Origin of the sequence: Sphingomonas melonis DAPP-PG 224 (assembly GCF_000379045.1) — a bacterium.
Taxonomy (GTDB): domain Bacteria; phylum Pseudomonadota; class Alphaproteobacteria; order Sphingomonadales; family Sphingomonadaceae; genus Sphingomonas; species Sphingomonas aquatilis.
Window position 1 is genome coordinate 2,082,802 of the sequence record NZ_KB900605.1, and the last position, 21,644, is coordinate 2,104,445.

The following is a 21,644-nucleotide window of genomic DNA, read 5'->3' on the forward strand; positions in this document are numbered from 1 at the left end:
CGCTGCCCCCCGGCCGCAACCCCGAGGATTTCCGCATGGCTGCGTACGAAGACGGTTACTGGATGTCGGCCGACGGGCTGAAGCTGCACTATCGCCTGTATCCCGGCGATGAGAGCCTGCTGCCCGTGCTCTGCTTCCCCGGCCTGACTCGAAACGCGCGCGACTACGACGCGCTCGCCGCGAGGCTCGCCGGACGGCGGCAGGTGATCGCGGTCGAGTTTCGGGGACGCGGGCGCAGCGAATACGCCAAGGATCCGATGACCTATGTGCCGGCGACCTATGTCGCGGATGTCCAGGCGCTGCTGGCGGAGCGGGGGATCGGGCGGTTCGTCGCCATCGGGACGTCGCTGGGCGGGATCGTGACGATGCTGCTCGCGCAGGCGGGGGCGCCGATCGCCGCGGCGCTGCTCAATGACGTCGGGCCGGAGATCGAGGCGGCGGGGTTGAGCCGGATTCGCGGCTATGTGGGCAAGGGCAGCAGCTGCCCGACGTGGATGCACGCGGCGCGCACGCTCGCCGAGGGGAACGGCGACGTCTATCCCGATTGGGAGATCGAGGATTGGCTGGCGATGGCCAAGCGGCTGTATCGCCTGACCAGCAGCGGCCGCATTGTGCTCGACTACGATCTGAAGATCGCCGAACCCTTCCGCACGCCGGGGAACGAGGCGGGGGCGGATATGTGGGCGGCGCTGTCGGCGCTGCGAGACACGCCGACACTGATCGTTCGCGGCGGCCGATCCGACGTGCTGTCGCAGCCGGTCGCCGAGCGGATGCTGGCGGCGCTCGACCAGGCGGAGCTGGTGACGCTGCCCGGTGTCGGCCACGCCCCGACGCTCGCCGAAGAGCCGCTGCGCGATGCCATCGACCGACTGCTGGATCAGGCGCGCGCGTGAGCGAAGCGGGAATGCCGGCGGCGGTTCCGCCGGCCAAGGAACCGGCCAATGAACCAGACGGGGCGCCGCGGATCGCGACGCTGGATATCCTGCGCGGGATCGCGATCCTCGCCATCCTGTTCATGAACATCAGCGAGATGGGCGCGTCGATGACCGCCAATTGGTCGGACCTGCACCATCTCGGCTGGAGCGCGAGCGACCGGATCGTCTGGTGGCTGCGCACGATCCTGATCGAGGGCACGCCGCGCGCGATGCTGCAGATGCTGTTCGGCGCGGGCATGCTGATCCTGACCGACCGCATCGATGCGCGGTCGAGCGATCCGCTCAGCGTTCCGCTGCGCTATGGCTGGCGCAATCTGGTGCTGTGGGCGTTCGGCATGGCGCACATGCTGTTGCTGCTGTGGCCGGGCGACATCCTGCACAGCTATGCGGTGGCGGCGATGATCGCGTGCCTGTTTCGCGGGCTGCCGCCGCGGGCGCTGCTGGTGCTGGGCCTGTCCTATGCCACGTTCACGATGGCGCTGGGGGTGAGCACCGTCTCGCACCGGCTCGCCGATCCCACCGCCGCGTTTGCGAGTGCGACCCGCACCGCGAAGGCGGACGACGCGGCGGTCGCGCGCGAAGACGCGTTCGGCCACGGCACGATGGCGCAATGGACCGCCGGGCAGCGCGCGGTGTCGATGGATCGGCTGCGCAACGAGGAAGTGGTGATCGTCTGGGAAGCCGCGGCGACGATGCTGATCGGCGCGGCGCTGTTCCGCTGGGGCGTGTTGCAGGGGGCCTGGTCGCGGCGGCGGTATGGGTGGCTGCTCGCGGTGGGATACGGCATCGGTGTGCCGCTGCGCCTGTACGGCGGGTGGGAAGCGACCCGGCTGGAGGGCGGGTTCGACGTCGCCTGGTTGTGGGAGGATTTCGCCCGGCTCGCGATGACGATGGGGCATCTCGCCGCGGTGATGCTGGCGGTACAGGAGGCGCCGGGGCGGCGGCTGTTGCAGCCGTTCGTCGCGGCGGGACGGACCGCGCTGACGCTCTATGTCGCGCAGACTCTGATCGTGTCGTGGTTGATCTTCTCGCCGATCGGGCTGGGGCTGTACGGTCGGCTCGACTGGACGGCGATGATGGCGGTGGCGGTGGCCGTGAACGCGCTGCTGCTGTGGGGCGCGAATGTCTATGTCCGTCACTTCCGCATCGCGCCGGTGGAATGGGCGTGGCGGTCGATCGTCGAACGGCGGATGCTGCCGCTGCGCTGATCGCGATTCGCCGGGGCAAAGCGGTTTCGTCGGCGATGCGAACGGGGTACAGCCCGGCGCGATGCACCAGCCGGTCCATATCCTCCACCTGCATTCCAGCTTCAGCCTAGGCGGCAAGGAAGCGCGCGCGGTGCGCCTGATGAACGCCTTCGGCGACGCGGCGCGGCACACGATCGTCAGCGGCATGCCCGACCAGCTTGGTGCGCGCGCGCAGATCGCGAAGGGCATCCGCTACGAAATCGCGCAGGACCCGCCGCCGCTGACCGGGCGACCATCGGTCGCGCGCTATGAGGCGCTGGCGCGCTACATGCGGCGCTTCGATCTGGTGCTGACCTATAATTGGGGCGCGATCGACGGGGTGATGGCGCGCCGCGTCTTCCCCAAGGGCATGCCGCCGCTGGTCCACCACGAAGACGGGTTCAACGCCGACGAGGCGGGCGGACTGAAGATCGAACGCAACGTCTATCGCCGCATGGCCTTGGGGGCGGCGCATGCCTTGGTCGTCCCGTCGGAGGTGTTGGAAGGCATTGCGCGCACGACGTGGAAACAGCCGGCCGGCCGCGTGCACCGCATCGCCAACGGCATCGACACGGCGCGCTACACGCAAAAGCCCGAATTGCGCGCGATCCCCGGCTTCCTGCGCGATCCCCGCGACGTGGTGATTGGCAGTCTGGCGGGCCTGCGCGAGGTGAAGAACCTGCCGCTGCTGGTGCGCGCGTGCGGCGGCCTGAGCGGTCGGTTCAAGCTGGTGATCGTCGGCGAAGGGCCCGAGCGAGACGCGATCCTCGCCGCGGCCAAGGCGATGGGGATCGCCGAGCGGCTGGTGCTGCCCGGCTTCCTCGACCGGCCGTATCGCTTCGTCGGGCAGTTCGACATCATGGCGCTGGCGTCGAAAAGCGAGCAGCTGCCGATCAGCGTCGTCGAGGGGATGGCGGCGGGGCTGCCGATCGTCAGCACGCCGGTGGGCGATGTGCCGCGCATGGTCGCGGCGGAGAATGCGCCCTTCGTCACCGGCGGCGACGAGGTGCTGCTGCGCGATGCGTTGCAGGCCCTTGTGTCGGACGCCGCATTGCGCCGGCGGGTCGGCGCGGCCAATCAGGCGAAGGCGCGGGCCGATTACGATGCGGACACGATGATCGCGCGCTACCGGACGCTGTACGCGGACGCTTTGGGGCGGCCCGGCGCGCTGGGGTAGTTCGCATAAAAATGCGAAGTCGCGTTCCCATTCCTCCCCCGCCAGGGGGAGGTGGCATGCCGTAAGGCATGACGGAGGGGGAGGTCAGGGTAGCGGCCTGTTATCCTGGACGTTCCTTTCCGCCCCCTCCGTCACCGCCTTCGGCGGCGCCACCTCCCCCTGGCGGGGGAGGAATGATCCGCTACGCCGAAGAGTGATCCGTCTTGGCCGATCAAATCTCCGTCAGGTCCACCGCGTTGCGCGTCACGAAGGCGAGCGTTGCCGGATCGGCCTCGCCATGGGCGAGCAGGGCGAGATCGCTCGCGCCCTGAAGCAGGCCGTCCTCGACCTCCGGTTCCTGGGCTTCGGCCGCCTCGACCGTGCCGGCGAGAATGTCGCGCGCCTGATCCTTGCCATAGGCGCTGGCAAAGGCGGCGAGCGCGGTGGCGAAGCATTCGCGATCGGTGACCGGAGCCGCCGGGCGGTGCTGGAGCGAAGCGCAGGCGGCACCCAGCACATAGCCGCGTGACCAGGCCGATCCGGTGGCGCCGCCATGCGGCACCGCGCCCGCGGCATAGCCCAAAGCGGCGAACTGGCCCGACAGCAAGGCGTCGAGCGGACCGCTGGGCAGCGGCATGGGGGCAGGCTTGCGGGAACGGGGTGTGCGCTTGGGCGCGATCAAAGTGTCGAGAACCCCCATGGGTCGATGATCCCTCGGCAGAAGAAGACGTGTCGTGTCGCGCCTCTCTGCCGCAATCGGGTTAACCGCCGCCTAAGCCTGCCGCAGATCCGGTGGTGCATGCGGTTAGTACACGTTGCATTTTCTTCGCTTCGCCGCGTTCATCTTGTATAGCCGGCGGGATTTGTTCCCAGCGAGGTTGGATTTTCCGTGTTCAAGGGCCTGAAGCCGATCGTGTATAATGGCCGTGAGGTCTGGCCGCTGGTCGAGGGCGGCAAGGGTGTCGCCGCGACCAACCATGCCTCCGCGGGCGCCTGGGCGGCAGCGGGCGGGATCGGCACCGTCTCGGCGGTCAACGCCGACAGCTACGATCCCGAAGGCAAGATCATCCCGCAGGTCTATCGTGCGCTGACGCGGCGTGCCCGCCATGAAGAGCTGATCGAATATGCCATCGAAGGCGCCGTTCAGCAGGTGAAGCGCGCGTTCGAGATCGCGGGCGGCAAGGGCGCGATCAACATCAACGTGTTGTGGGAAATGGGCGGCGCGCAGCGTGTGCTGCACGGCGTGCTGGAGCGGACCCGCGGCATGGTCGCGGGCGTCACCTGCGGCGCGGGCATGCCCTACAAGCTCAGCGAGATTGCGGCGTCGTACGAAGTGTCGTACCTGCCGATCGTCTCGTCGGGCCGTGCCTTCCGCGCACTATGGAAGCGCGCCTATTCGAAGGCGGCGAACTGGCTGGCGGCGGTGGTGTACGAGGACCCGTGGCTGGCCGGTGGCCACAACGGTCTGTCCAACGCCGAAGACCCGCTGAAGCCGCAGGACCCGTACCCGCGCGTCGCCGAGCTGCGCAGCGTGATGCGCGAAGGCGGTATTCCCGACAGCACGCCGATCGTGATGGCCGGCGGCGTCTGGTATCTGCGCGACTGGAACGACTGGATCGATAATCCCGAGCTCGGCACCATCGCCTTCCAGTATGGCACGCGCCCTCTGCTGACGCAGGAAAGCCCGATTCCCGAAGAGTGGAAGGCCCGCCTGACGCAGATCGAGGAAGGCGATGTCCTGCTGCATCGCTTCTCGCCGACGGGCTTCTATTCGTCGGCGGTACGCAACCCGTTCCTGCGCAACCTGGAGGCGCGGTCCGAACGCCAGATCGCCTTCTCGACCCAGGAGGCGGGCGACCACGTCTTCCAGCTCGACGTGGGCGTGAAGGGCAAGAATTTTTGGGTGACGCGCAACGATCTGCTGCGCGCGCGCCAGTGGTTCGGCGAGGGCTACACCGATGCGCTGAAGACGCCGGACAATACGCTCGTTTTCGTGACGCCGACCGAAAAGGGCGTCATTCGCAAGGATCAGGCGGACTGCATGGGCTGCCTGTCACAATGCGCCTTCTCGAGCTGGGCGGATACCGAGACGAATTCGACCGGTCGCCTTGCCGATCCACGCAGCTTCTGCATCCAGAAGACGCTGCAGGACATCGCGCACGGTGGCGACGTCGACCAGAACCTGATGTTCGCCGGTCACGCCGCCTACAACTTCAAGCGCGATCCCTTCTATTCGAATGGCTTCGTGCCGTCCGTGAAGCAGCTGGTCGACCGCATCCTGACCGGCGACTGATCGTGCTGCTGATTGCCGGGACGATCCGCCTGCCCGCCGACCGGCTGGCGGCGGCGCGCCCGGCGATGCGCGCGATGGTTGAGGCGAGCCGGGCCGAGGGTGGATGCCTTGGCTATAGCTACGCCGAGGACGTGCTTGAGCCGGGGCTGATCCACGTCGCGGAGCGCTGGCGGGATCGCACTGCGCTGGAGCGACATTTCGCGACGCCGCACCTGGCCGCGTGGCGTGCGTGCTGGCCGGAATTCGGCATCGGCGAGCGTGCGTTGACGCTGTTCGAGACGGACGACGGCACGCCCACATGACGCCAAGGGTGGCCGCGGCGCTGGCTGATGTAGCGCAACTGATGCGGCCGGCGCGCCATCCCTGGTGGATCATCGGCAGCGGCGCGGTCGTGTTGCATGGCGCGGAGGCCGGCGACGTTCACGACATCGATGTGCTGATTGATCGCGCGGATGCTGCCGCAGTGCTGGCGGCGGCCGGGGTAGCGCCGCTGGCGATGCCGCCGGACCCGCTCTTCCGATCGGATATCTTTGCCGTGTGGCAGGGCGCGGATGTGCCGGTGGAGATCATGGCAGGCTTCGCCATCGCCGGTCCGCAGGGATGGTCGCCGGTGTGCCCCGCAACGCGGGAGGCGATCGTTGTGCGCAACGCGACGCTGTTTGTGCCGGCACGATCGGAGCTGATCGCGCTGCTGCGCCATATGGGGCGGCCTAAGGACCTGCGGCGGGCCGCGGCGTTGGAGGAGCGGGAGCCGGGTTGAGGCTCGACCCCCGCTCCATAAGGTTAGTTGGCGACGGTGCCGACCACGGCGCCGGCCGTGCCACCGACCGCGGCCCCCTTTTCGACGCTGCCGCCCGTCGCCGCAGCGACGCCCGCACCACCCGCGGCGCCGATGCCCGCACCCTTGAGCGTCGAGCAGGCCGACAGGCCGGCAGCGGTGCCGAGGAGAAGGAGCGTGGCGGCGATCGGTTTGAGCGTCATGGGTTAGGCATCCTGTCAAATGGGGTGCCGCGTTCAATGTTGCCGCGCAGCAAAGGTTGCGCGACCCCATGAAATATCACGATTTGTTACATTCGCACCGGAGGCGTCACACCCAGCCGTCGAGTACCTGATCGGGCGGGCGGTGGCCGTCCGCCCACATGCGGATGTTCTGAATGACCCGCTCGCCCGACGCCTGACGCCCTTCGAGTGTCGCCGAGCCCATGTGCGGCGTCATCACCACATTGGGCAGCGCAAGCAGGCGCGGATCGATCCGCGGTTCGTGCTCCCAGACGTCGAGCCCGGCTCCGGCGAGTCGACCCGCCTCCAGCGCATCGACCAGCGCGACCTCGTCCACGATGCCGCCGCGCGAGGTGTTGATCAGATAGACGTGCGGCCGCATCAGCCCGATACGTCGCGCGTCGATCAGGTCGCGGCTGTCGGTGTTGAGCGGCGTGTGGATCGTCACGATGTCGGCGAGCCCGAGCAGGTCGTCGAGATCGGCGTGGAAGGTCGCACCCAGGTCCGCCTCGACCACCGCCGGCAGGCGGCGGCGGTTGTGATAATGGATCGACAGGCCAAAGGCGCGGGCACGGCGCGCGACCGCCTGGCCGATGCGGCCCATGCCGACGATGCCCAGCGCCTTGCCGCCGATCCGCCGGCCCAGCATGCCGCCGGGGCTCCAGCCATGCCATTCGCCCGACCGGACGAGCTTCTCGCCCTCTGCGAGCCGGCGGGGGACGGACACGATCAATGCCATCGCCATGTCCGCCGTGTCTTCGGTCAGCACACCCGGCGTATTGGTGACGATGATGCCGCGGGCGCGCGCCGCTTTCAGCGCGATATGGTTCACGCCGGCGCCGTAATTGGCGATCAAGCGCAGCCGCTCGCCCGCGCCCTCAATCAGCGCCGCGTCGATCTCGTCGGTGACGGTGGGGACCAGCACGTCGCAGTCGGCCATCGCCGCGGCGAGCTGATCGCGCGTCATCGGCGTATCGCCTCGGTTGTTCGCCGTGTCGAACAAATCCTCCAGCCGCGTCATGATCGAGTCGGTCAACTCGCGCGTGACGATCACGCGGGGCGCGCGCGGCGCCGGCGGACGGGGGCTGGTATCTGGCATCGCGCGTCCGGCTTGGCGAAGGTGCGGGCGAACGTCAACGCATCGTTGCCACCGCGCGCGGTGGCGCTAGAGAGAGGATATACGAGAAAAAGGGACAGTGACGATGCGCCATCGGATCTGGGCGGCAGCGGTGCTGGCGGCGGTCGCTATCGAAGGCGGCGCGCTGGCGGCCGACGCCAAGAAGACATTGCCATATTATGCCTCGATCAACGCAGGCCGCGCGCGGATGCGGACCGGGCCGGACAAGACCTATCCGGCGAGCTGGCTGTATCAGCGCGCCGATCTGCCCGTGCGGGTGGTCGCCGTGTTCAAGCAGTGGCGCAAGGTGGAAGACCCGGACGGCACGCAGGGCTGGATGCTGGCGGCGCTGCTCAGCGAACGCCGCACCGGCATCGTGCGTGGCCAGCAACCCGCCGATATGCGGGCGCAGCCGTCCGCCGGTGCCGGCCTGTCGTGGCGCGCAGCCCCAGGCGTGGTCGGGCGGCTTAGCGAATGCGGCAATGGCTGGTGCCGTTTCGACGTGAAGGGGCAGGCGGGCTATGTCGAGGTGTCGCACCTGTGGGGCGTCGAGCCCACCGAACGGCTTCCGTAAAAGGTGGTAACCAGCCGTTAGTGCAATTTGGGTTAGCGCGCAGAGGTATAGGAGCCGCCGCGCGTGATCCCGACCGAGCCTTTACCGCTTCACCACAGCTGGCCCCTTTGGATGGCCGAGCGCTTCGATCTGGGGCGTGTGATCAAACTGGACAGTGCGCCATCCGACCCGGTTCGAATTCCGCTCGACACGTCCGCGAACGCGTGGAGCTGCGAACTGGCCGGGCAGCGGCTTGACTGGGGCACGGACGTCCGCCGCCTGTTCGGCTATCCCACGAGCCATTGTCCGCAGCGCGAAGAGGTCGTGACGCTGTACGAGGAATCGTCGCGGGCGGCGATGGAGCGGCTGCGCGCCCATGCGATCCGGCATCGGCGCGGCTTCACGCTCGATATCGCGATTCGACCGGTCGATGGCGGGCGCCGTTGGGTGCGACTGGTCACGATGCCGGTGTGCGAGGGCAAGGCCGTGACCTGCCTGAAGGGTTGGAAGGCTGACGTATCGCACCTCTATGGCGACGCGGCGCCGATGCCGGTGCCCGCACCGCCGCTCAGTCGCGGATAGGCTTGGGGCGCTGGCGGCTGGCGAGCCACAGTCCGGCGGCGATCTGCGCGACAGCGTAGACCCGGCGACGGACCGGGTGGCCGACGAACGGTCGAACCACCCGCTCTGCGCCCAGCGCCGTATCCTTCCATAAATCGACATGGCGATCGGGTTGGGCAAGGCCGATCAGGCCGTCACCGACCATGAAGATCGCCGCCATCTCAGCCGCGCGGGCAGGCCAGGGGCTGCCCATCAGCGCGCGCCGTGCGTCGGTCGCCATGCCCTCATCTCCTCTACCGCGACGCTGCGCCGCAGGACTTTTGCGTCGGGATCGACGATGTAGTGCGTGCCGACCGGAATAGTAAGCGTGCCGCGGCCGTCGGTCATCGACAGGCGCGTGGTGGTGGTGCCGATTTGCACGTCGATCGGCATGGGGAAGGCGCCGCCGCCGGGCACGGTCCACGCGAAGGTTACGCGGTCGCCGGCGCGCGTCTCGACGAGGTCGGGTAGGGCTGCCTGGCGCAGATAGACGTCGAAGAACCAGCGATAGTCCTTGCCCGTCACCTGCCGGACGAGCGCCTCATATTCTGCGGTCGAACCAAAGCGGGGGCGGAAATTGCCGGGGCGCGGATCCGCGCGCCCGTACACCGCCAGTCGCGTGACCGTCCAGAAGGCATCGTCGCCGATTAGCCCACGCAGGGTGTGGAGCATCCACGATCCCTTGTAATAGATGTCCTGGCCCGCGCCGCCCTTGTCGGGTTCGTACACCTCTTCTTCGGTCAGGACCTTGCCCTTCACGATCGGCTGGGCGTTCGCGATCTTGTCGCGTTCGGCCTGCATCATCGCGTCATAGCGCGCGCGGCCTTCGCGCCACTGGCCATAGGCAGGCTGCATGTAGGTGCCATAGCCCTCGTGCAGCCAGTAATCGTCCCAATTGGCCGCGGTAAGCTGGTTGGCGAACCATTCGTGGGAGAATTCGTGCTGGAACAGCCAGTCGAAGCCCTCCAGCGTCTTGGCGTAATCATTGCCGTAGGCGTTGATCGTCTGGTGCTCCATCCCCTTGTGCGGGGTCTCGACGACGCCGACCTTTTCATCGCCGAAGGGATAGGGGCCGACCATGGTTTCGAAGAAATCGAGCGTCGGCGCGAATTCGGCGAACAGGCGTTCGGCCTGCGCCTTCTCGCCGGGCAGATACCAGTAGGACATGGGGATCGTGTTGCCGAAACGGCTTTTGTAGATGCCGCTGATCTCTTCATACGGCCCGACGTTGAGCGCGATGGCGTAGGTGTTGGGGTTGCGCGTTCGCCAGTTCCAACGGGTGCGCCCGTCGGGCAGGGTGTCGACGCCGATCAGGCGACCGTTGGAGGGCGCCTTCAAGCCCTTGGGTACGATGATGTGGATATCGACCAGCGCGGGTTCGCCGGTCGGAAAGTCGAGGCACGGCCAGAACAGGTCGCAGCCATAGCCTTCGGATGTGGTCGCGAACCAGGTGCGACCGTCGGGCGTTTTCGACCAGACCATCCCGTCGTCCCATGGCGCGCGCACCGCGACGTGCGGCTGGCCGCCGTAGACGATGCGCGCGGTGACGCTGTCTCCCGCTTTCAGCGCGTGCGGCAGACGGATGGCGAGGCGGCCTTCGGGGTTCGACCAACTCGTCGGCGTCAGGGGCGTGCCGTCGATGGTGATCGCGGTGACGGGCAGGTTGCGGTCGAGGTCGATCAGCAGCGTTGCGACGGGCGCGGTGGCGGTGAAGCGCAGCGTCGCGATGCCGTTCAGCGTTTCGGTGTCGGGCAGCACTTCGAACGTCAGGTCGGCATGGTCGAAGCGGAGCGCGAGCTGTTCGGCCGGGCGAACGCCGCCCGAGGTTTGGGTAAGGGGCGTGATCGCGGGCTCGCCCTTCTTGGGGAGCGGTGTGGCGGCGGCGGCGGCGGCGGCGAGCAGGGCGAGGAGAAGCATGGGGCTTTCTTACGCGCCCGATCCGCCGCGGGGGAGGGGGGCAAAGTGCGTGCTGACGCTGCTCGCCAGCAGTGCCCCAAATTCTTCGTCACCCCGGACTTGTTCCGGGGTCCACTCTGCGGCGCGGGGGCGGCTGGAGGCTCAAAGCATCCCCCCGCGGCCCGGTGGACCCCGGAACAAGTCCGGGGTGACGGGGGGCGGCTGCTTGCCGCCCTCCACAACGTTACTTTTTCGCCTGGTCTTTCTTCCACGCCTGATAGGCATCCACTGCGTCGTCCTGCTTCAGTACGCGGGACATCGGGTCGACGACGATATGCGCGCCGGCCGGCACGGTGATCGTCGCAAGGCCGCCCGTCATCGGCACCTTGCGCACGACGTCGTCCACGGCGACCTCGACGGGGAGCGGGAAGGGCTTGCCGGTCGGGGCGACCCATTTCAGCGTCAGCTGCGTCGCGTTGCGGTTGACCACCAGCTTCGGCAGCGCGGCCTGATAGAGGTAGGTGTCGAAGAACCACTGCCAGTCCTGCCCGGTCACCTGATTGACGATCGCGATGAATTCGGGCGTCGTCCGGAACTGCGGCGTGAAATTGCCGGGCGCCGGATCGGGGCGGCCATAGACCTCGCGCCGCAAGATTTCCCCGAAGGCTGCGTCGCCGACGGCGTTGCGCAGCGTGTGGAGGACCCACGATCCCTTGTTGTAGATATCGCTGCCGCGGCCGGGCGCCTTCTCATACACCTCTTCGGCGGCCTGCGGCTTGCCGGTGACGAGGGGCGATTCGTTGAGGATCGCCGGGCGGCTCGCCAGCATCATCGCGGTGTAGCGCCCATCGCCCTCGCGCCAGCGGCCGTACAGCGGCTGCATATAGGCGGTGAAGCCTTCGTGCAGCCAGAAGTCGTCCCAGTTGCTCGCGGTGAGCTGATTGGCGAACCATTCGTGACCGAATTCATGCTGGAACAGCCAGTCGAACCCCTCGGGCGCCTTGGCGTAATTGTTGCCATAAGCGTTGATCGTCTGGTGCTCCATGCCCTTGTGCGGCGTCTCGACCACGCCGACCTTTTCGTCCGCCCAGGGGTAGGGGCCGACGGTCGATTCGTAGAAGTCGATCGTGGGGGCGAACTCGGCGAAGAGTTTCTCCGCTTTTTCCTTTTCGCCGGGCAGATACCAATAAAACATCGGGATCTCATTGCCGAAGCGGCTCTTGTAGGTGCCGGCGATCTGTTCATACGGCCCGACGTTCAGCGCGATGCCGTAGAGGTTCGGGTGCTTCGCCTCCCAGTTCCACGTCGAGCGGCCGTCGTCGAGGCGATCGACGCCGAGCAGCTTGCCGTTCGACGGCGCCGACAGCCCCTTGGGCACGGTGATGTGCAGCGTCACCTTCTGCGGCTCATAGGTCGGGTAATCGATGCACGGCCAGATAAGGTCGCAGCCCTCCATCTGCACCGCGGTCGCGATCCACGGCTGGCCGTCGGGCGTCTTCGCCCAGACGAAGCCGCCATCCCAGGGCGCGCGCACCGCGGTGTGCGGGCGGCCGCCGTAGACGATCTTGACGGTGAGCTTGGCGTCCTTCGCCGCCTTTTTGGCGAGCGTGATCGTCATCCGGCCTTCGGGGTTGCTGAACCCCGCGTCGACGCCGTCGACCTGCACAGCCGTGACGGTAAAATTCTTGTCGAGATCGACGACCAGCTTGTTGATCCGGTCGCGCGCGGTGAAGGTGAGCGTCGCGGTGCCGTTGATCACTTCGCGGACCGGATCGACCTCGATCGCGAGATCGGCGGTATCGAGCGTCACCTTCTTCTGCGCCGGATCGAGCGGGCCACCGGACAAAGCGGTCTGCGCGGTGATCGGCGGCATGCCCTTTTCCGCAGCGTGGACCCCCGTCGACAGGAGCAGCAGGGCAGCGAAGGGCAGGCGTGGCGACATCGGTTTCTCCCTGGGGACAGGCGAGCGCCGGTTTCCACGCTGGGCCGGGCGATGACAAGTCCGAAGCGAGGGGGCCGAAGCGATTGGCTCGAACCCGATCGACCCCACAGGCTTGCATACCGACCCGTAACGATTGATGCCTATCGCAAGCCACCCCATATAGGCGACAAGGCCGCCCCGGTATCGGGCGGCGTCGGAGTATCCATGACCCTATTTCCCGTCCTTCCCCTGCGCGATATCGTCGTTTTCCCGCACATGATCGTGCCGCTGTTCGTCGGCCGCGACAAATCGGTCGCGGCGCTGGAAGCGGCGATGAACGCCGACAAGGAAATCTTCCTCGTCGCGCAGCTCGACCCCGCGCAGGACGATCCGGCGCGCGAAGACCTGTATGAGGTCGGCGTCACCGCGACCGTGCTGCAGCTGCTGAAGCTGCCCGACGGCACCGTGCGCGTGCTGGTCGAGGGCAAGGCGCGCGGACGGCTGGTCGAGCTATCCGAGGCGGACGGCTATCTGCAGTCGACGATCGAGATCCTGGAAGAGCGGGTGGCCGAGGGCATTGAGGTCGAGGCGCTGATGCGCTCGGCGGTCGAGCAGTTCGAAACCTACGCCAAGCTCAACAAGAAACTGCCGGCGGAAACCGCGCAGCAGCTGGGCGAGCTGGTCGAGGCGGCGAAGCTGTCCGACGCGCTGATGGCCAACGTCCAGGTCAAGGTCGCCGACAAGCAGGCGCTGCTGGTCGAGCTCGATCCGGTCAAGCGGCTCGAGATGGCCTATGCGCTGATGGAAGGCGAGCTCGGCGTCCTGCACGTCGAGAAGAAGATCAAGAGCCGCGTCAAGCGCCAGATGGAGAAGACGCAGCGCGAATATTACCTCAACGAGCAGTTGAAGGCGATTCAGCGCGAGCTGGGGAACAGCGACGACGAGGGCGACGGCGACGAGATCGCCGAGCTGACCCAGAAGATCGCGACGCTGAAGCTCAGCAAGGAAGCGCGCGCGAAGGCGACGGGCGAGCTCAAGAAGCTGAAGACCATGGCGCCGATGAGTGCCGAGGCGACCGTCGTGCGCAATTACCTCGACGTGCTGCTCGGCCTGCCGTGGGGCAAGAAGAGCAAGATCAAGAAGGACATCGCCGCCGCGCAGGCGGTGCTGGACGAGGATCACTATGCGCTGGAAAAGGTGAAGGACCGGATCGTCGAATATCTCGGCGTGCAGGCGCGCACCAACAAGCTGAAAGGGCCGATCCTGTGCCTCGTCGGCCCGCCGGGCGTCGGCAAGACCAGCCTCGGCAAGTCGATCGCCAAGGCGACGGGGCGCGAGTTCATTCGCCAGTCGCTGGGCGGCGTGCGCGACGAGGCCGAAATCCGCGGCCATCGCCGGACGTATATCGGCTCGCTGCCGGGCAAGATTGTGACCAACCTGAAGAAGGCCGGCACGTCGAACCCGCTGTTCCTGCTCGACGAGATCGACAAGCTGGGCCAGGATTTCCGTGGCGATCCGGCGTCGGCGCTGCTTGAGGTGCTCGACCCCGAACAGAACGGCAAGTTTAACGATCACTATCTCGAGATCGATATCGACCTCAGCGACGTGATGTTCGTGTGTACCGCGAACACGCTCAACCTGCCGCAGCCGCTGCTCGACCGCATGGAGATCATCCGGTTGGAGGGCTATACCGAGGATGAGAAGGTCGAGATCGCCGAACGCCATCTGGTCGAGAAGCAGATCGAGGCGCATGGCCTGAAGGCGGGCGAGTTCACGCTGACGCAAGAGGGGCTGCGCGCGCTCATCCAGCGCTACACCCGCGAGGCGGGCGTGCGCACGTTGGAGCGCGAGATCGCCAAGCTTGCGCGCAAGGCGCTGCGCCAGATTCTGGAGGGCAAGGCGAGCAGCGTCACGATCACGCCGGACAACCTTCACGAATTCGCGGGCGTGCAGAAGTATCGCCACGGCCTCAGCGAAACCGAGCATCAGATCGGCGCGGTGACGGGACTTGCCTGGACCGAGGTCGGCGGCGAGCTGCTGACGATCGAAAGCGTGACGGTGCCGGGCAAGGGTGCGGTGAAGACCACCGGCAAGCTGGGCGACGTGATGAAGGAATCGGTGCAGGCCGCCTTCAGCTTCGTCCAGGCGCGCAGCCCCAGCTATGGCATCAAGCCCTCGCTGTTCCATCGCAAGGACATCCACATCCACCTGCCTGAGGGTGCGGTGCCGAAGGACGGCCCGTCGGCTGGCATCGGCCTCGTCACGTCGATCGTGTCGACGCTGACCGGCGTGCCGGTGAAGAAGGACGTCGCGATGACCGGCGAGGTGACGCTGCGCGGTCGCGTGCTGCCGATCGGGGGCCTGAAGGAGAAGCTGCTCGCGGCGCTGCGCGGCGGCATCACCACGGTGCTGATCCCGCAGGAGAATGAGAAGGATCTCGCCGACATCCCGCAGAACGTGAAGGATGGCCTGACCATCGTTCCGGTGAGCCATGTCGACGAGGTGCTGACGCTCGCGCTGACCGAGCCGCTGGAGGCGATCGATTGGACCGACGCCGACGAACTTGCGGCGCTGCCCCCGGCAGGGGTTGCGCCCGCGGGCGGCGAGTTGCATCACTGAGCACTTGGCGACCCTTAGGGTCCGTGTATTAACGCTATCGAACGGCCGCGTCGGAGAGGGCGCGGCCATAATCATTTGACATGCCCGGCCGCGACAGCGTTATTCGCTGTTCCGGCGGGGCAATGATTCTGACGCTCATGCCAAAGGGGGCAGTAACTCGATGAACAAGCAGGAATTGATCGCGACTGTCGCGGACATGTCGGGCCTCGCCAAGGGCGATGCGGTCAAGGCGGTCGAAGCGGTGTTCGACGCGATCTCCGCAAGCCTCAAGAAGGGCGACGAAGTGCGCCTGGTCGGATTCGGCACCTTTTCGGTGTCGAAGCGCAAGGCGTCGACGGGCCGCAACCCGCGCACCGGCGAGCCGATGACGATCAAGGCATCCAGCCAGCCCAAGTTCAAGGCCGGCAAGGGCCTGAAGGATTCGGTCAACTGATCCCAGCGGGCGGGGCGATATTCGGGCGCAAATTTTTTCGCGCAAGGATTTTGCACTGGACAGGGGGCCACGCCGCCCCCTAAAGGCCCGCCTCCGAACTGTTTCGGGCGCGTAGCTCAGCGGTAGAGCACACCCTTCACACGGGTGGGGTCACAGGTTCAATCCCTGTCGCGCCCACCATATCAGCCCGCCAGGTCGCATCGACCGGCGGGCTTTTTGGTGCGCTGCGTCCGTCGGGCCGCGAGGCGATCACGCGCCGGCCCTGTTGCCCGTTCGTGTCATATCCCTGTCATTTTGTCGTTGCGCCTCGGGAACAATGCGGGGCCCGTGCGCTTTAACGCCTTCACATTTCAGGGAGAGTGGTGATGGTGGACTATACGACCGATCGGACCGGACAGCGCGTCGTGGTGGAACGTCGCGGCGGTGCAGGCCGTGTGCTGGCGATCGTCGCGGTCGTCGCGCTCGTGATCGTCGGCCTGCTGTTCGCGACCGGCTTCTGGAGCGCCAAGGTCACGAAGGAAGGCTCGCTGCCGTCGGTCGACGTCAGCGCCAAGGGCGGTTCGCTGCCGAAGGTCGATCTCGATTCGAAGGAAGTCGTCGTCGGCACCACCGAAAAGACGGTCGAAGTGCCCAAGGTGAAGACCGAGAAGGAAACGATCTCGGTTCCCGCCGTCGGCGTGAAGGACAACGGCGAGAAGTAAGCGCACGCTTCTCGCGTGATGCGACGGGCGTCCTCCGTGGGGAGGGCGCCCGTTTTGTTTGTCGGGCGTTTGTGGCGTTTGGGGTGTCGTGGATCGGCGAGCTGGCCGTGTCCTCCCCCTCCGTCAGCGCTGTGCGCTGCCACCTCCCCCTGGCGGGGGAGGACTGACATGCGTCAAAAGTCCTCCCTCGCTTTAGCGGGGGAGGGGGACCGCGCCCGGAGGGCGTGGTGGAGGGGGCGTTTACGCAGGAGAGCGGCTTGCCGAGATACGTCGGCGGCTCCCCCCTTATTGGTCATCAACTGTAGGCATATTAATCGCTTAGCTCGCGCCGCACCCCGTCGGCAGTGTCACGAAACCGTCGCATCATCGTAACGGAACCGTCTCGAAATCCTCACGATGGCGTCATTCAACGCGCCTAACCGCCGCTTCAGGGATCGGCGAACGGGGGAACCTTGGTCGATCGCGGGCACGCAGCCCGACTTCGCGACAACGCATATCGACCGGGAGCATTTCGATCATGGCGACCACCACGCGCTACGGCAAATTCCTCATGACGTCCGCCGCCTGCCTCGCGCTTGCCGGCTGCGGCGGCGCGGACAACGTCGCTTCGCCCGGCGCGGGCAGCGTGACGATCGTGCAGCCGGCCCCGACGCCGACGCCGACCGCCCCCACGCCGACGCCCAGCGCGATCACCGCGGCGCAGTTCGCCGCCGTCACCACGGTGAACGGCATCTCGATCACCGCCGACGAACAGCTGGCGATCGTGAATGCGGGCAGCAACAATAATACCAACGGCACCGGCGCGCAGATGAACGGCGTGTACCCCGTCTCGTCGACGTCGCTGACCACCGCGACCGACCCGTCGTCGATCAACAGCTTCTTCACCAGCACCAATTACGTCGGCGCACTGAACGGCCCGAGCGACACGAGCTTCCAGGGCTGGACCTGCAACTCGACCGCGGCGGAATTCGGCGGGTCGGGCGCGCGCTGCACCGCGGTGCCGGCGATCGGCACGCTGGCAAGCGGCACCGCCTGTCCGACGGGCACGGTCACCGCGACCGGCGGCAGCGGCACCGCGACCGCGGCGACGGTCGGCGGGTTCAAGGTGTGCGACATCCCGCAGGCGATCACCACCAGCCTGACGCTGCCGCGCATCCCCGGCATCGCCTATCGCCTGACCGGCCAGACCGAGGTCGGCACCGATCTGGGCTCGACCGGCGGCACCGGCGCGACGCTGACGATCGAGGCGGGCGTGACCGTCTTCTCCAACGCCAATGAGGCGACCAACGACCTGCTGCTGGTCAACCGCGGGTCTAAGCTGGTGGCGATCGGCACGCGCGACGCGCCGATCATCTTCACCTCGCAGCAGAACGTGACCTCGGCGACCGGCGAATCAGAAACCAGCCAGGGCCATTGGGGCGGCATCATCCTGCTCGGCCGCGCGCCGACCGGCGTGTGCGCCAGCGGCACCGGCCCGAACAATGCGGCGGGCAGCTCGACCACTTGCCAGCAGGCAATCGAGGGCGTTACCGGCCGCTTCTACGGCGGGCCGACCGTGGCCGACTCGTCGGGCCAGATGTCCTACGTCCAGATCCGCTATTCGGGCATCGCGATCAGCGACGGCAACGAACTGCAGGGCCTGACGCTGGGCGGCACCGGCTCGGGTACGATCATCGACCATCTCCAGAGCCACAATTCGGCGGATGACGGCATCGAAATCTTCGGCGGCAACACCAACATCAAATATATCGCGGTCACCGGCGCCGACGACGACGGCTTCGACATCGACAACGGCTATCGCGGCTTCATGCAGTTCATGATCGCGGCGCAGCGCGTCGGCGGCGCGACGGTCGACAGCTTCTCGACCGAGATCGACTCGAACAACGCCGAGGATCTGCTGCCGCGCACCTTCTCGACCTACGCCAACTTCACCTTCATCCAGACCGCGCTGGCGCCGGCTGCGATCCGTCAGCGTGGCGGGTCGGACATGCGCTACGTCAACGGCATCGTGAAGACGGTGAGCAACGTCGCCTGCATCAATTTGGTGGCCGGCGAGCAGACCAGCGGCGGCCGCACGACGATCCGGCCGAAGGACGACACGCTGCAGGACTTCGGTCCGCCGACGTTCAACTCGATCTACTTCGCCTGCCAGGGCCGCTGATGCGGCGGGGACGCACCCGTCCCCAGCCAGCATCGGTTCCGGGGTGGCGGCAACGCCGCCCCGGACACCTGTATCTACAGCCTCCTGTCCGGGATTGACGGTCATGTCGCAGCGGCACGCTTTCGCCACCCTTCTTCTACTTTCCACCACGTTGGTGGCGCCGGCCGCGCTGGCGCAGACCAATGGCGCCGGCGCCCCGGCGCAGACCTCGACGCCCGCGACCGCCAGCCCGAGCGGCGCGGCCGACCCGCAGAGCGCGGCGCCGACCTCGACCGATCAGCAGGAGGCGCCCGTCGAGGTGTCCGCGCCCGGCATGAACGGCGATGGCGCGGATATCGTCGTCGTCGGCCGCAACATCCCCAACGTGGTCCGCGCGACGCCGCAGATCGTCTCGGTCCTGTCGACCGCGGATATCGCGCGCACGGGCGAAGGCGACATCGCCGGCGCGCTGACCCGCGTCACCGGCCTGTCGGTCGTCGGCGGCGGTTTCGTCTACGTGCGCGGCCTCGGCGATCGCTATTCGTCGTCGCTGCTCAACGGATCGCCGCTGCCCAGCCCCGAGCCGCTGCGCCGGTCGGTGCCGCTCGACATCTTCCCGACGACGATCGTCGGATCGGCGCTGGTCCAGAAGACCTATTCGGTGAACTATCCTGGCGAATTCGGCGGCGGCGTCATCAACCTGACGACCAAGGCGATTCCAGACAAGAATTTCGTCCAGGTCGGCGGATCGATCGCAGCCGACGATTCGACGACGAGCGAGCTCGGCTACACCTATTACGGCGGTGGCGCGGACTGGATCGGCTATGACGACGGCACGCGGAAAGTGCCCGCGTTCATCCGCAACGCCCCGAAAGGCAGCGGCATCATTCCGGCGGCGCAGGTCGCGCAGCTGTCCAACGCCTCGACGACGCTGCTCCAGCGCAACAACCAGCTGCCCGCAAACTGGTCGGGCGAGATCAGCGGTGGGTCGGTCTACGACATCGGGTCGTCGCGCCTCGGCGTGATCGCGTCGCTCAGCGCCAGCAACACCTTCCGCACGCGATCGGCGGTGCAGCAGGACAGCGTGTCGGCGGACGGCACGCTGCGTAACGATTTCCGTACGCTGCTGACCGACAATCGTATCGTCGCCAACGCGCTGATCGGCCTTGGCCTCGAGTTCGGCGAAAACACGGTGCGCTGGACCAACGTCTATATTCACGACACGTTGAAGCAGGCGCGCGGGTCCGCCGCGGAGCTGTACAACAACGCCAGCGGTCTGCGCTTCCAGCAGAACACCAACTGGTTCGAACGCCAGCTGATCGAGACGCAGCTGGTCGGCGAGTTCAAGATCACCGACGCGTTGAAGGTCGACGCGCGCGGCGCCTACGCCAATTCGAAGCGCAACGCGCCCTATGAGCGGCAGTTCGACTATCTCTGCTCGGCGACGACGACCAACGGTTATCCGATCACCAGCGACGGCATCCAGCAGGCTGGCGGCTTCCAGTGCAACGGCGCCTATCAGGTGACGCAGCGCTTCACGCCCTTCGCCTCGATCATCTTCAGCGAGCTGAACGAGGATCTGTGGACCGGTCAGGCGGACGCGTCGTACAAGATCGATGCCGATCGTCCGATCACGCTGTCGGCGGGGTATTTCTATCAGGACACCAAGCGCCGTTCGTCACGGCTCGTCTTCAACTATCAGACGTCGCGGGGCGGCGGCACCGCGCCGGGCTATCCCTATAATCTGCTGCGGCCGGATTACCTGCTCAGCCCCGACGTGCTCAACAACGCGTGTCCGCTCGATGGCACTGGCGCCTGCACGATCCAGCTGCAATTCAACACGCAGGCGGGCGCCTATCGCTACGATGCGAAGCTCAACGTGCATGCGGGCTATGTCCAGGCCGAGGCGGAGGCGTTCGACGGCCTGCGCGCGGTGATCGGCGTGCGCTACGAAAAGGGCGACGAGCGGGTCACGCCGTTCGGCGTCACTACGGGCGGTACGCGGCTGCGCAACGACTACTTCCTGCCGGCATCGACGCTGACGTGGAATTTCGCGCCCGACATGCAGTTGCGTGCGAGCGCCGCCAAGACGATCTCACGTCCGCAGTTCCGCGAACTTGCACCGCAGCAGTTCCGCGACCCCGATTCGGACCGGCTGTTCTTTGGCAACCCGCTGTTGCGCGACAGCGAGCTGTACAACCTCGAAGCGCGCTACGAATGGTTCTTCAAGCGCGACCAGCGCTTTACGCTGGCGGGTTTCTACAAGCGGATCGATCGCCCGATCGAACAGGTCGGCTTCTACACCGGCGCCGACGACCGGTTGCAGACGGGCTTCACCTATCTGCCCAAGGCCGTGCTGTATGGCGGCGAAATCGAGCTGCAGAAGTATTTCCCGCTCGGTGACCTGTTCGCCGGCAGCGATTTCTTCGCAACGCGGCGCGCCTTGCTGATCGCCAACTACACCTACACCAAGTCGAAGATCACTGCGGACGGCACCTGCGTGCCCAACCCGGCGGTCGACTTCCGCTCGACGGGGACGGGCCTGGCGGGCTGCGGCTCTAAGCTGGGGCCGGCAGGGCTGCTGTTCCGCGATGGCGCGCCGCTGACCGGCCAGTCGGACCATCTGGTCAACGTGCAGGTCGGGATCGAGGACAAGGAATCGCTGTCGCAGATCACCTTGCTGTTCAACTATGCGAGCGATCGCGTGACGAACCGCGGGCCGTCGAACTTAGGCGGCAACACCTTCCAGCCCGATATCGTCGAGCATCCCGGCATCCGCCTGGACCTGGTCGCGCGCCAGGGCGTCAAGCTGCTCGGCGGGGAGTTCGAGATCAAGGCGGAGGCGCGAAACCTGACGCGTACGCGCTATAACGAGAGCCAGACCTTCGCGAGCGGCAAGGAAGTGTACATCAACCGGTACAACCTCGGCCGGGTATTCAGCCTGGGGGTGAGCGCGACGTTCTGAACGTCGAGAGGGTGGGGCGGCGTTTCCGCCTTCAATCCGTCACCCCGGACTCGTTCCGGGGTCCACTCCGCGGCGAGGGGGGAGGCTAGA

At 66.8% G+C, this 21,644-nt stretch carries 19 protein-coding genes and 1 tRNA gene; 14 read left to right on the forward strand and 6 right to left on the reverse strand.

All coding sequences use genetic code 11. The features are described from left to right. The first annotated feature begins 35 nt into the window (after positions 1-35). The 3 genes from SPHME3_RS0110200 to SPHME3_RS0110210 all read left to right on the forward strand — a co-directional run bounded on the left by SPHME3_RS0110200 (position 36) and on the right by SPHME3_RS0110210 (position 3,338). Positions 36-893: an alpha/beta fold hydrolase gene (locus SPHME3_RS0110200; RefSeq protein ID WP_017979265.1), complete on the forward strand. Its 858-nt coding sequence runs from the start codon at positions 36-38 to the stop codon at positions 891-893. Next, positions 890-2,143: a DUF418 domain-containing protein gene (locus SPHME3_RS0110205; RefSeq protein WP_231292026.1), complete on the forward strand. Its 1,254-nt coding sequence runs from the start codon at positions 890-892 to the stop codon at positions 2,141-2,143. The genes SPHME3_RS0110200 and SPHME3_RS0110205 overlap by 4 nt, the downstream gene beginning before the upstream one ends. 61 nt (positions 2,144-2,204) lie before the next feature. Further along, positions 2,205-3,338, forward strand: a complete 1,134-nt coding sequence (locus SPHME3_RS0110210; protein WP_017979263.1) for a glycosyltransferase — start codon at positions 2,205-2,207, stop codon at positions 3,336-3,338. A 211-nt stretch (positions 3,339-3,549) separates the two neighbouring features. On the opposite strand, the gene SPHME3_RS0110215 is transcribed toward SPHME3_RS0110210, so the two are convergent. Beyond that, positions 3,550-4,017: a hypothetical protein gene (locus SPHME3_RS0110215; protein WP_231376747.1), complete on the reverse strand. Its 468-nt coding sequence runs from the start codon at positions 4,015-4,017 to the stop codon at positions 3,550-3,552. Between the two features lie 189 nt (positions 4,018-4,206). Between SPHME3_RS0110215 and SPHME3_RS0110220 the strand changes: the two genes are divergently transcribed. From SPHME3_RS0110220 to SPHME3_RS0110230, 3 genes are read left to right on the forward strand one after another with little or no spacing between them, the layout of a single operon-like run. Further along, entirely contained in the window at positions 4,207-5,610 is a 1,404-nt protein-coding gene (locus SPHME3_RS0110220; protein WP_017979261.1) for an NAD(P)H-dependent flavin oxidoreductase, read from the forward strand. A gap of 2 nt (positions 5,611-5,612) precedes the next feature. After that, the gene (locus tag SPHME3_RS0110225; RefSeq protein ID WP_017979260.1) at positions 5,613-5,912 is read left to right on the forward strand and encodes a putative quinol monooxygenase; all 300 of its coding nucleotides are present in this window, start codon (positions 5,613-5,615) and stop codon (positions 5,910-5,912) included. 8 nt (positions 5,913-5,920) lie between these two features. After that, entirely contained in the window at positions 5,921-6,370 is a 450-nt protein-coding gene (locus tag SPHME3_RS0110230) for a nucleotidyltransferase domain-containing protein (protein WP_020486537.1), read from the forward strand. A 23-nt stretch (positions 6,371-6,393) separates the two neighbouring features. On the opposite strand, the gene SPHME3_RS0110235 is transcribed toward SPHME3_RS0110230, so the two are convergent. Both SPHME3_RS0110235 and SPHME3_RS0110240 read right to left on the reverse strand, forming a co-directional pair. After that, a complete protein-coding gene (locus SPHME3_RS0110235) occupies positions 6,394-6,591 on the reverse strand; it encodes a hypothetical protein (protein ID WP_017979258.1) in 198 nt (65 codons plus the stop codon). Between the two features lie 106 nt (positions 6,592-6,697). After that, a complete protein-coding gene (locus SPHME3_RS0110240; RefSeq protein WP_017979257.1) occupies positions 6,698-7,708 on the reverse strand; it encodes a 2-hydroxyacid dehydrogenase in 1,011 nt (336 codons plus the stop codon). A gap of 103 nt (positions 7,709-7,811) precedes the next feature. Here SPHME3_RS0110240 and SPHME3_RS0110245 point away from each other — a divergent pair, with 103 nt between their 5' ends. Beyond that, positions 7,812-8,300: an SH3 domain-containing protein gene (locus SPHME3_RS0110245; protein ID WP_017979256.1), complete on the forward strand. Its 489-nt coding sequence runs from the start codon at positions 7,812-7,814 to the stop codon at positions 8,298-8,300. A gap of 111 nt (positions 8,301-8,411) precedes the next feature. Then, positions 8,412-8,861, forward strand: a complete 450-nt coding sequence (locus SPHME3_RS0110250; protein ID WP_017979255.1) for a hypothetical protein — start codon at positions 8,412-8,414, stop codon at positions 8,859-8,861. On the opposite strand, the gene SPHME3_RS0110255 is transcribed toward SPHME3_RS0110250, so the two are convergent. The 3 genes from SPHME3_RS0110255 to SPHME3_RS0110265 all read right to left on the reverse strand — a co-directional run bounded on the left by SPHME3_RS0110255 (position 8,848) and on the right by SPHME3_RS0110265 (position 12,717). Further along, positions 8,848-9,120: a hypothetical protein gene (locus SPHME3_RS0110255; protein WP_017979254.1), complete on the reverse strand. Its 273-nt coding sequence runs from the start codon at positions 9,118-9,120 to the stop codon at positions 8,848-8,850. The genes SPHME3_RS0110250 and SPHME3_RS0110255 overlap by 14 nt on opposite strands. After that, on the reverse strand, positions 9,093-10,796 hold the full coding sequence (locus SPHME3_RS0110260) for a M1 family metallopeptidase (protein ID WP_017979253.1): 1,704 nt from the start codon (positions 10,794-10,796) through the stop codon (positions 9,093-9,095). The genes SPHME3_RS0110255 and SPHME3_RS0110260 overlap by 28 nt, the downstream gene beginning before the upstream one ends. A gap of 223 nt (positions 10,797-11,019) precedes the next feature. Beyond that, positions 11,020-12,717, reverse strand: a complete 1,698-nt coding sequence (locus SPHME3_RS0110265; protein WP_017979252.1) for a M1 family metallopeptidase — start codon at positions 12,715-12,717, stop codon at positions 11,020-11,022. A 204-nt stretch (positions 12,718-12,921) separates the two neighbouring features. Between SPHME3_RS0110265 and lon the strand changes: the two genes are divergently transcribed. The 6 genes from lon (at position 12,922) to SPHME3_RS0110295 (ending at position 21,554) form a co-directional block, all read left to right on the forward strand. Beyond that, positions 12,922-15,315, forward strand: coding sequence for an endopeptidase La (lon, locus tag SPHME3_RS0110270; RefSeq protein ID WP_017979251.1), 2,394 nt, complete (start codon positions 12,922-12,924; stop codon positions 15,313-15,315). 160 nt (positions 15,316-15,475) lie between these two features. Next, entirely contained in the window at positions 15,476-15,748 is a 273-nt protein-coding gene (locus tag SPHME3_RS0110275) for an HU family DNA-binding protein (protein ID WP_017979250.1), read from the forward strand. Between the two features lie 105 nt (positions 15,749-15,853). Then, positions 15,854-15,928: transfer RNA gene (locus tag SPHME3_RS0110280), tRNA-Val, on the forward strand. A 185-nt stretch (positions 15,929-16,113) separates the two neighbouring features. After that, entirely contained in the window at positions 16,114-16,449 is a 336-nt protein-coding gene (locus SPHME3_RS0110285; protein ID WP_017979249.1) for a hypothetical protein, read from the forward strand. A 517-nt stretch (positions 16,450-16,966) separates the two neighbouring features. Continuing rightward, a complete protein-coding gene (locus SPHME3_RS0110290; RefSeq protein ID WP_017979248.1) occupies positions 16,967-18,610 on the forward strand; it encodes a hypothetical protein in 1,644 nt (547 codons plus the stop codon). A gap of 103 nt (positions 18,611-18,713) precedes the next feature. Further along, positions 18,714-21,554 (forward strand): TonB-dependent receptor domain-containing protein, encoded by a 2,841-nt coding sequence (locus tag SPHME3_RS0110295; protein ID WP_024310286.1) that lies wholly within the window; start codon positions 18,714-18,716, stop codon positions 21,552-21,554. Positions 21,555-21,644: the final 90 nt, after the last annotated feature.

What these genes read in the sequence shown, in the direction of transcription:
- SPHME3_RS0110255 (WP_017979254.1), bottom strand. Translation starts at nt 9,120, where the DNA reads ATGGCGACCGACGCACGGCGCGCGCTGATGGGCAGCCCCTGGCCTGCC.
- lon (WP_017979251.1), top strand. Translation starts at nt 12,922, where the DNA reads ATGACCCTATTTCCCGTCCTTCCCCTGCGCGATATCGTCGTTTTCCCG.
- SPHME3_RS0110200 (WP_017979265.1), top strand. Translation starts at nt 36, where the DNA reads ATGGCTGCGTACGAAGACGGTTACTGGATGTCGGCCGACGGGCTGAAG.
- SPHME3_RS0110215 (WP_231376747.1), bottom strand. Translation starts at nt 4,017, where the DNA reads ATGGGGGTTCTCGACACTTTGATCGCGCCCAAGCGCACACCCCGTTCC.
- SPHME3_RS0110240 (WP_017979257.1), bottom strand. Translation starts at nt 7,708, where the DNA reads ATGCCAGATACCAGCCCCCGTCCGCCGGCGCCGCGCGCGCCCCGCGTG.
- SPHME3_RS0110265 (WP_017979252.1), bottom strand. Translation starts at nt 12,717, where the DNA reads ATGTCGCCACGCCTGCCCTTCGCTGCCCTGCTGCTCCTGTCGACGGGG.
- SPHME3_RS0110290 (WP_017979248.1), top strand. Translation starts at nt 16,967, where the DNA reads ATGGCGACCACCACGCGCTACGGCAAATTCCTCATGACGTCCGCCGCC.
- SPHME3_RS0110260 (WP_017979253.1), bottom strand. Translation starts at nt 10,796, where the DNA reads ATGCTTCTCCTCGCCCTGCTCGCCGCCGCCGCCGCCGCCGCCACACCG.
- SPHME3_RS0110250 (WP_017979255.1), top strand. Translation starts at nt 8,412, where the DNA reads ATGGCCGAGCGCTTCGATCTGGGGCGTGTGATCAAACTGGACAGTGCG.
- SPHME3_RS0110210 (WP_017979263.1), top strand. Translation starts at nt 2,205, where the DNA reads ATGCACCAGCCGGTCCATATCCTCCACCTGCATTCCAGCTTCAGCCTA.
- SPHME3_RS0110285 (WP_017979249.1), top strand. Translation starts at nt 16,114, where the DNA reads ATGGTGGACTATACGACCGATCGGACCGGACAGCGCGTCGTGGTGGAA.
- SPHME3_RS0110275 (WP_017979250.1), top strand. Translation starts at nt 15,476, where the DNA reads ATGAACAAGCAGGAATTGATCGCGACTGTCGCGGACATGTCGGGCCTC.
- SPHME3_RS0110235 (WP_017979258.1), bottom strand. Translation starts at nt 6,591, where the DNA reads ATGACGCTCAAACCGATCGCCGCCACGCTCCTTCTCCTCGGCACCGCT.
- SPHME3_RS0110295 (WP_024310286.1), top strand. Translation starts at nt 18,714, where the DNA reads ATGTCGCAGCGGCACGCTTTCGCCACCCTTCTTCTACTTTCCACCACG.
- SPHME3_RS0110245 (WP_017979256.1), top strand. Translation starts at nt 7,812, where the DNA reads ATGCGCCATCGGATCTGGGCGGCAGCGGTGCTGGCGGCGGTCGCTATC.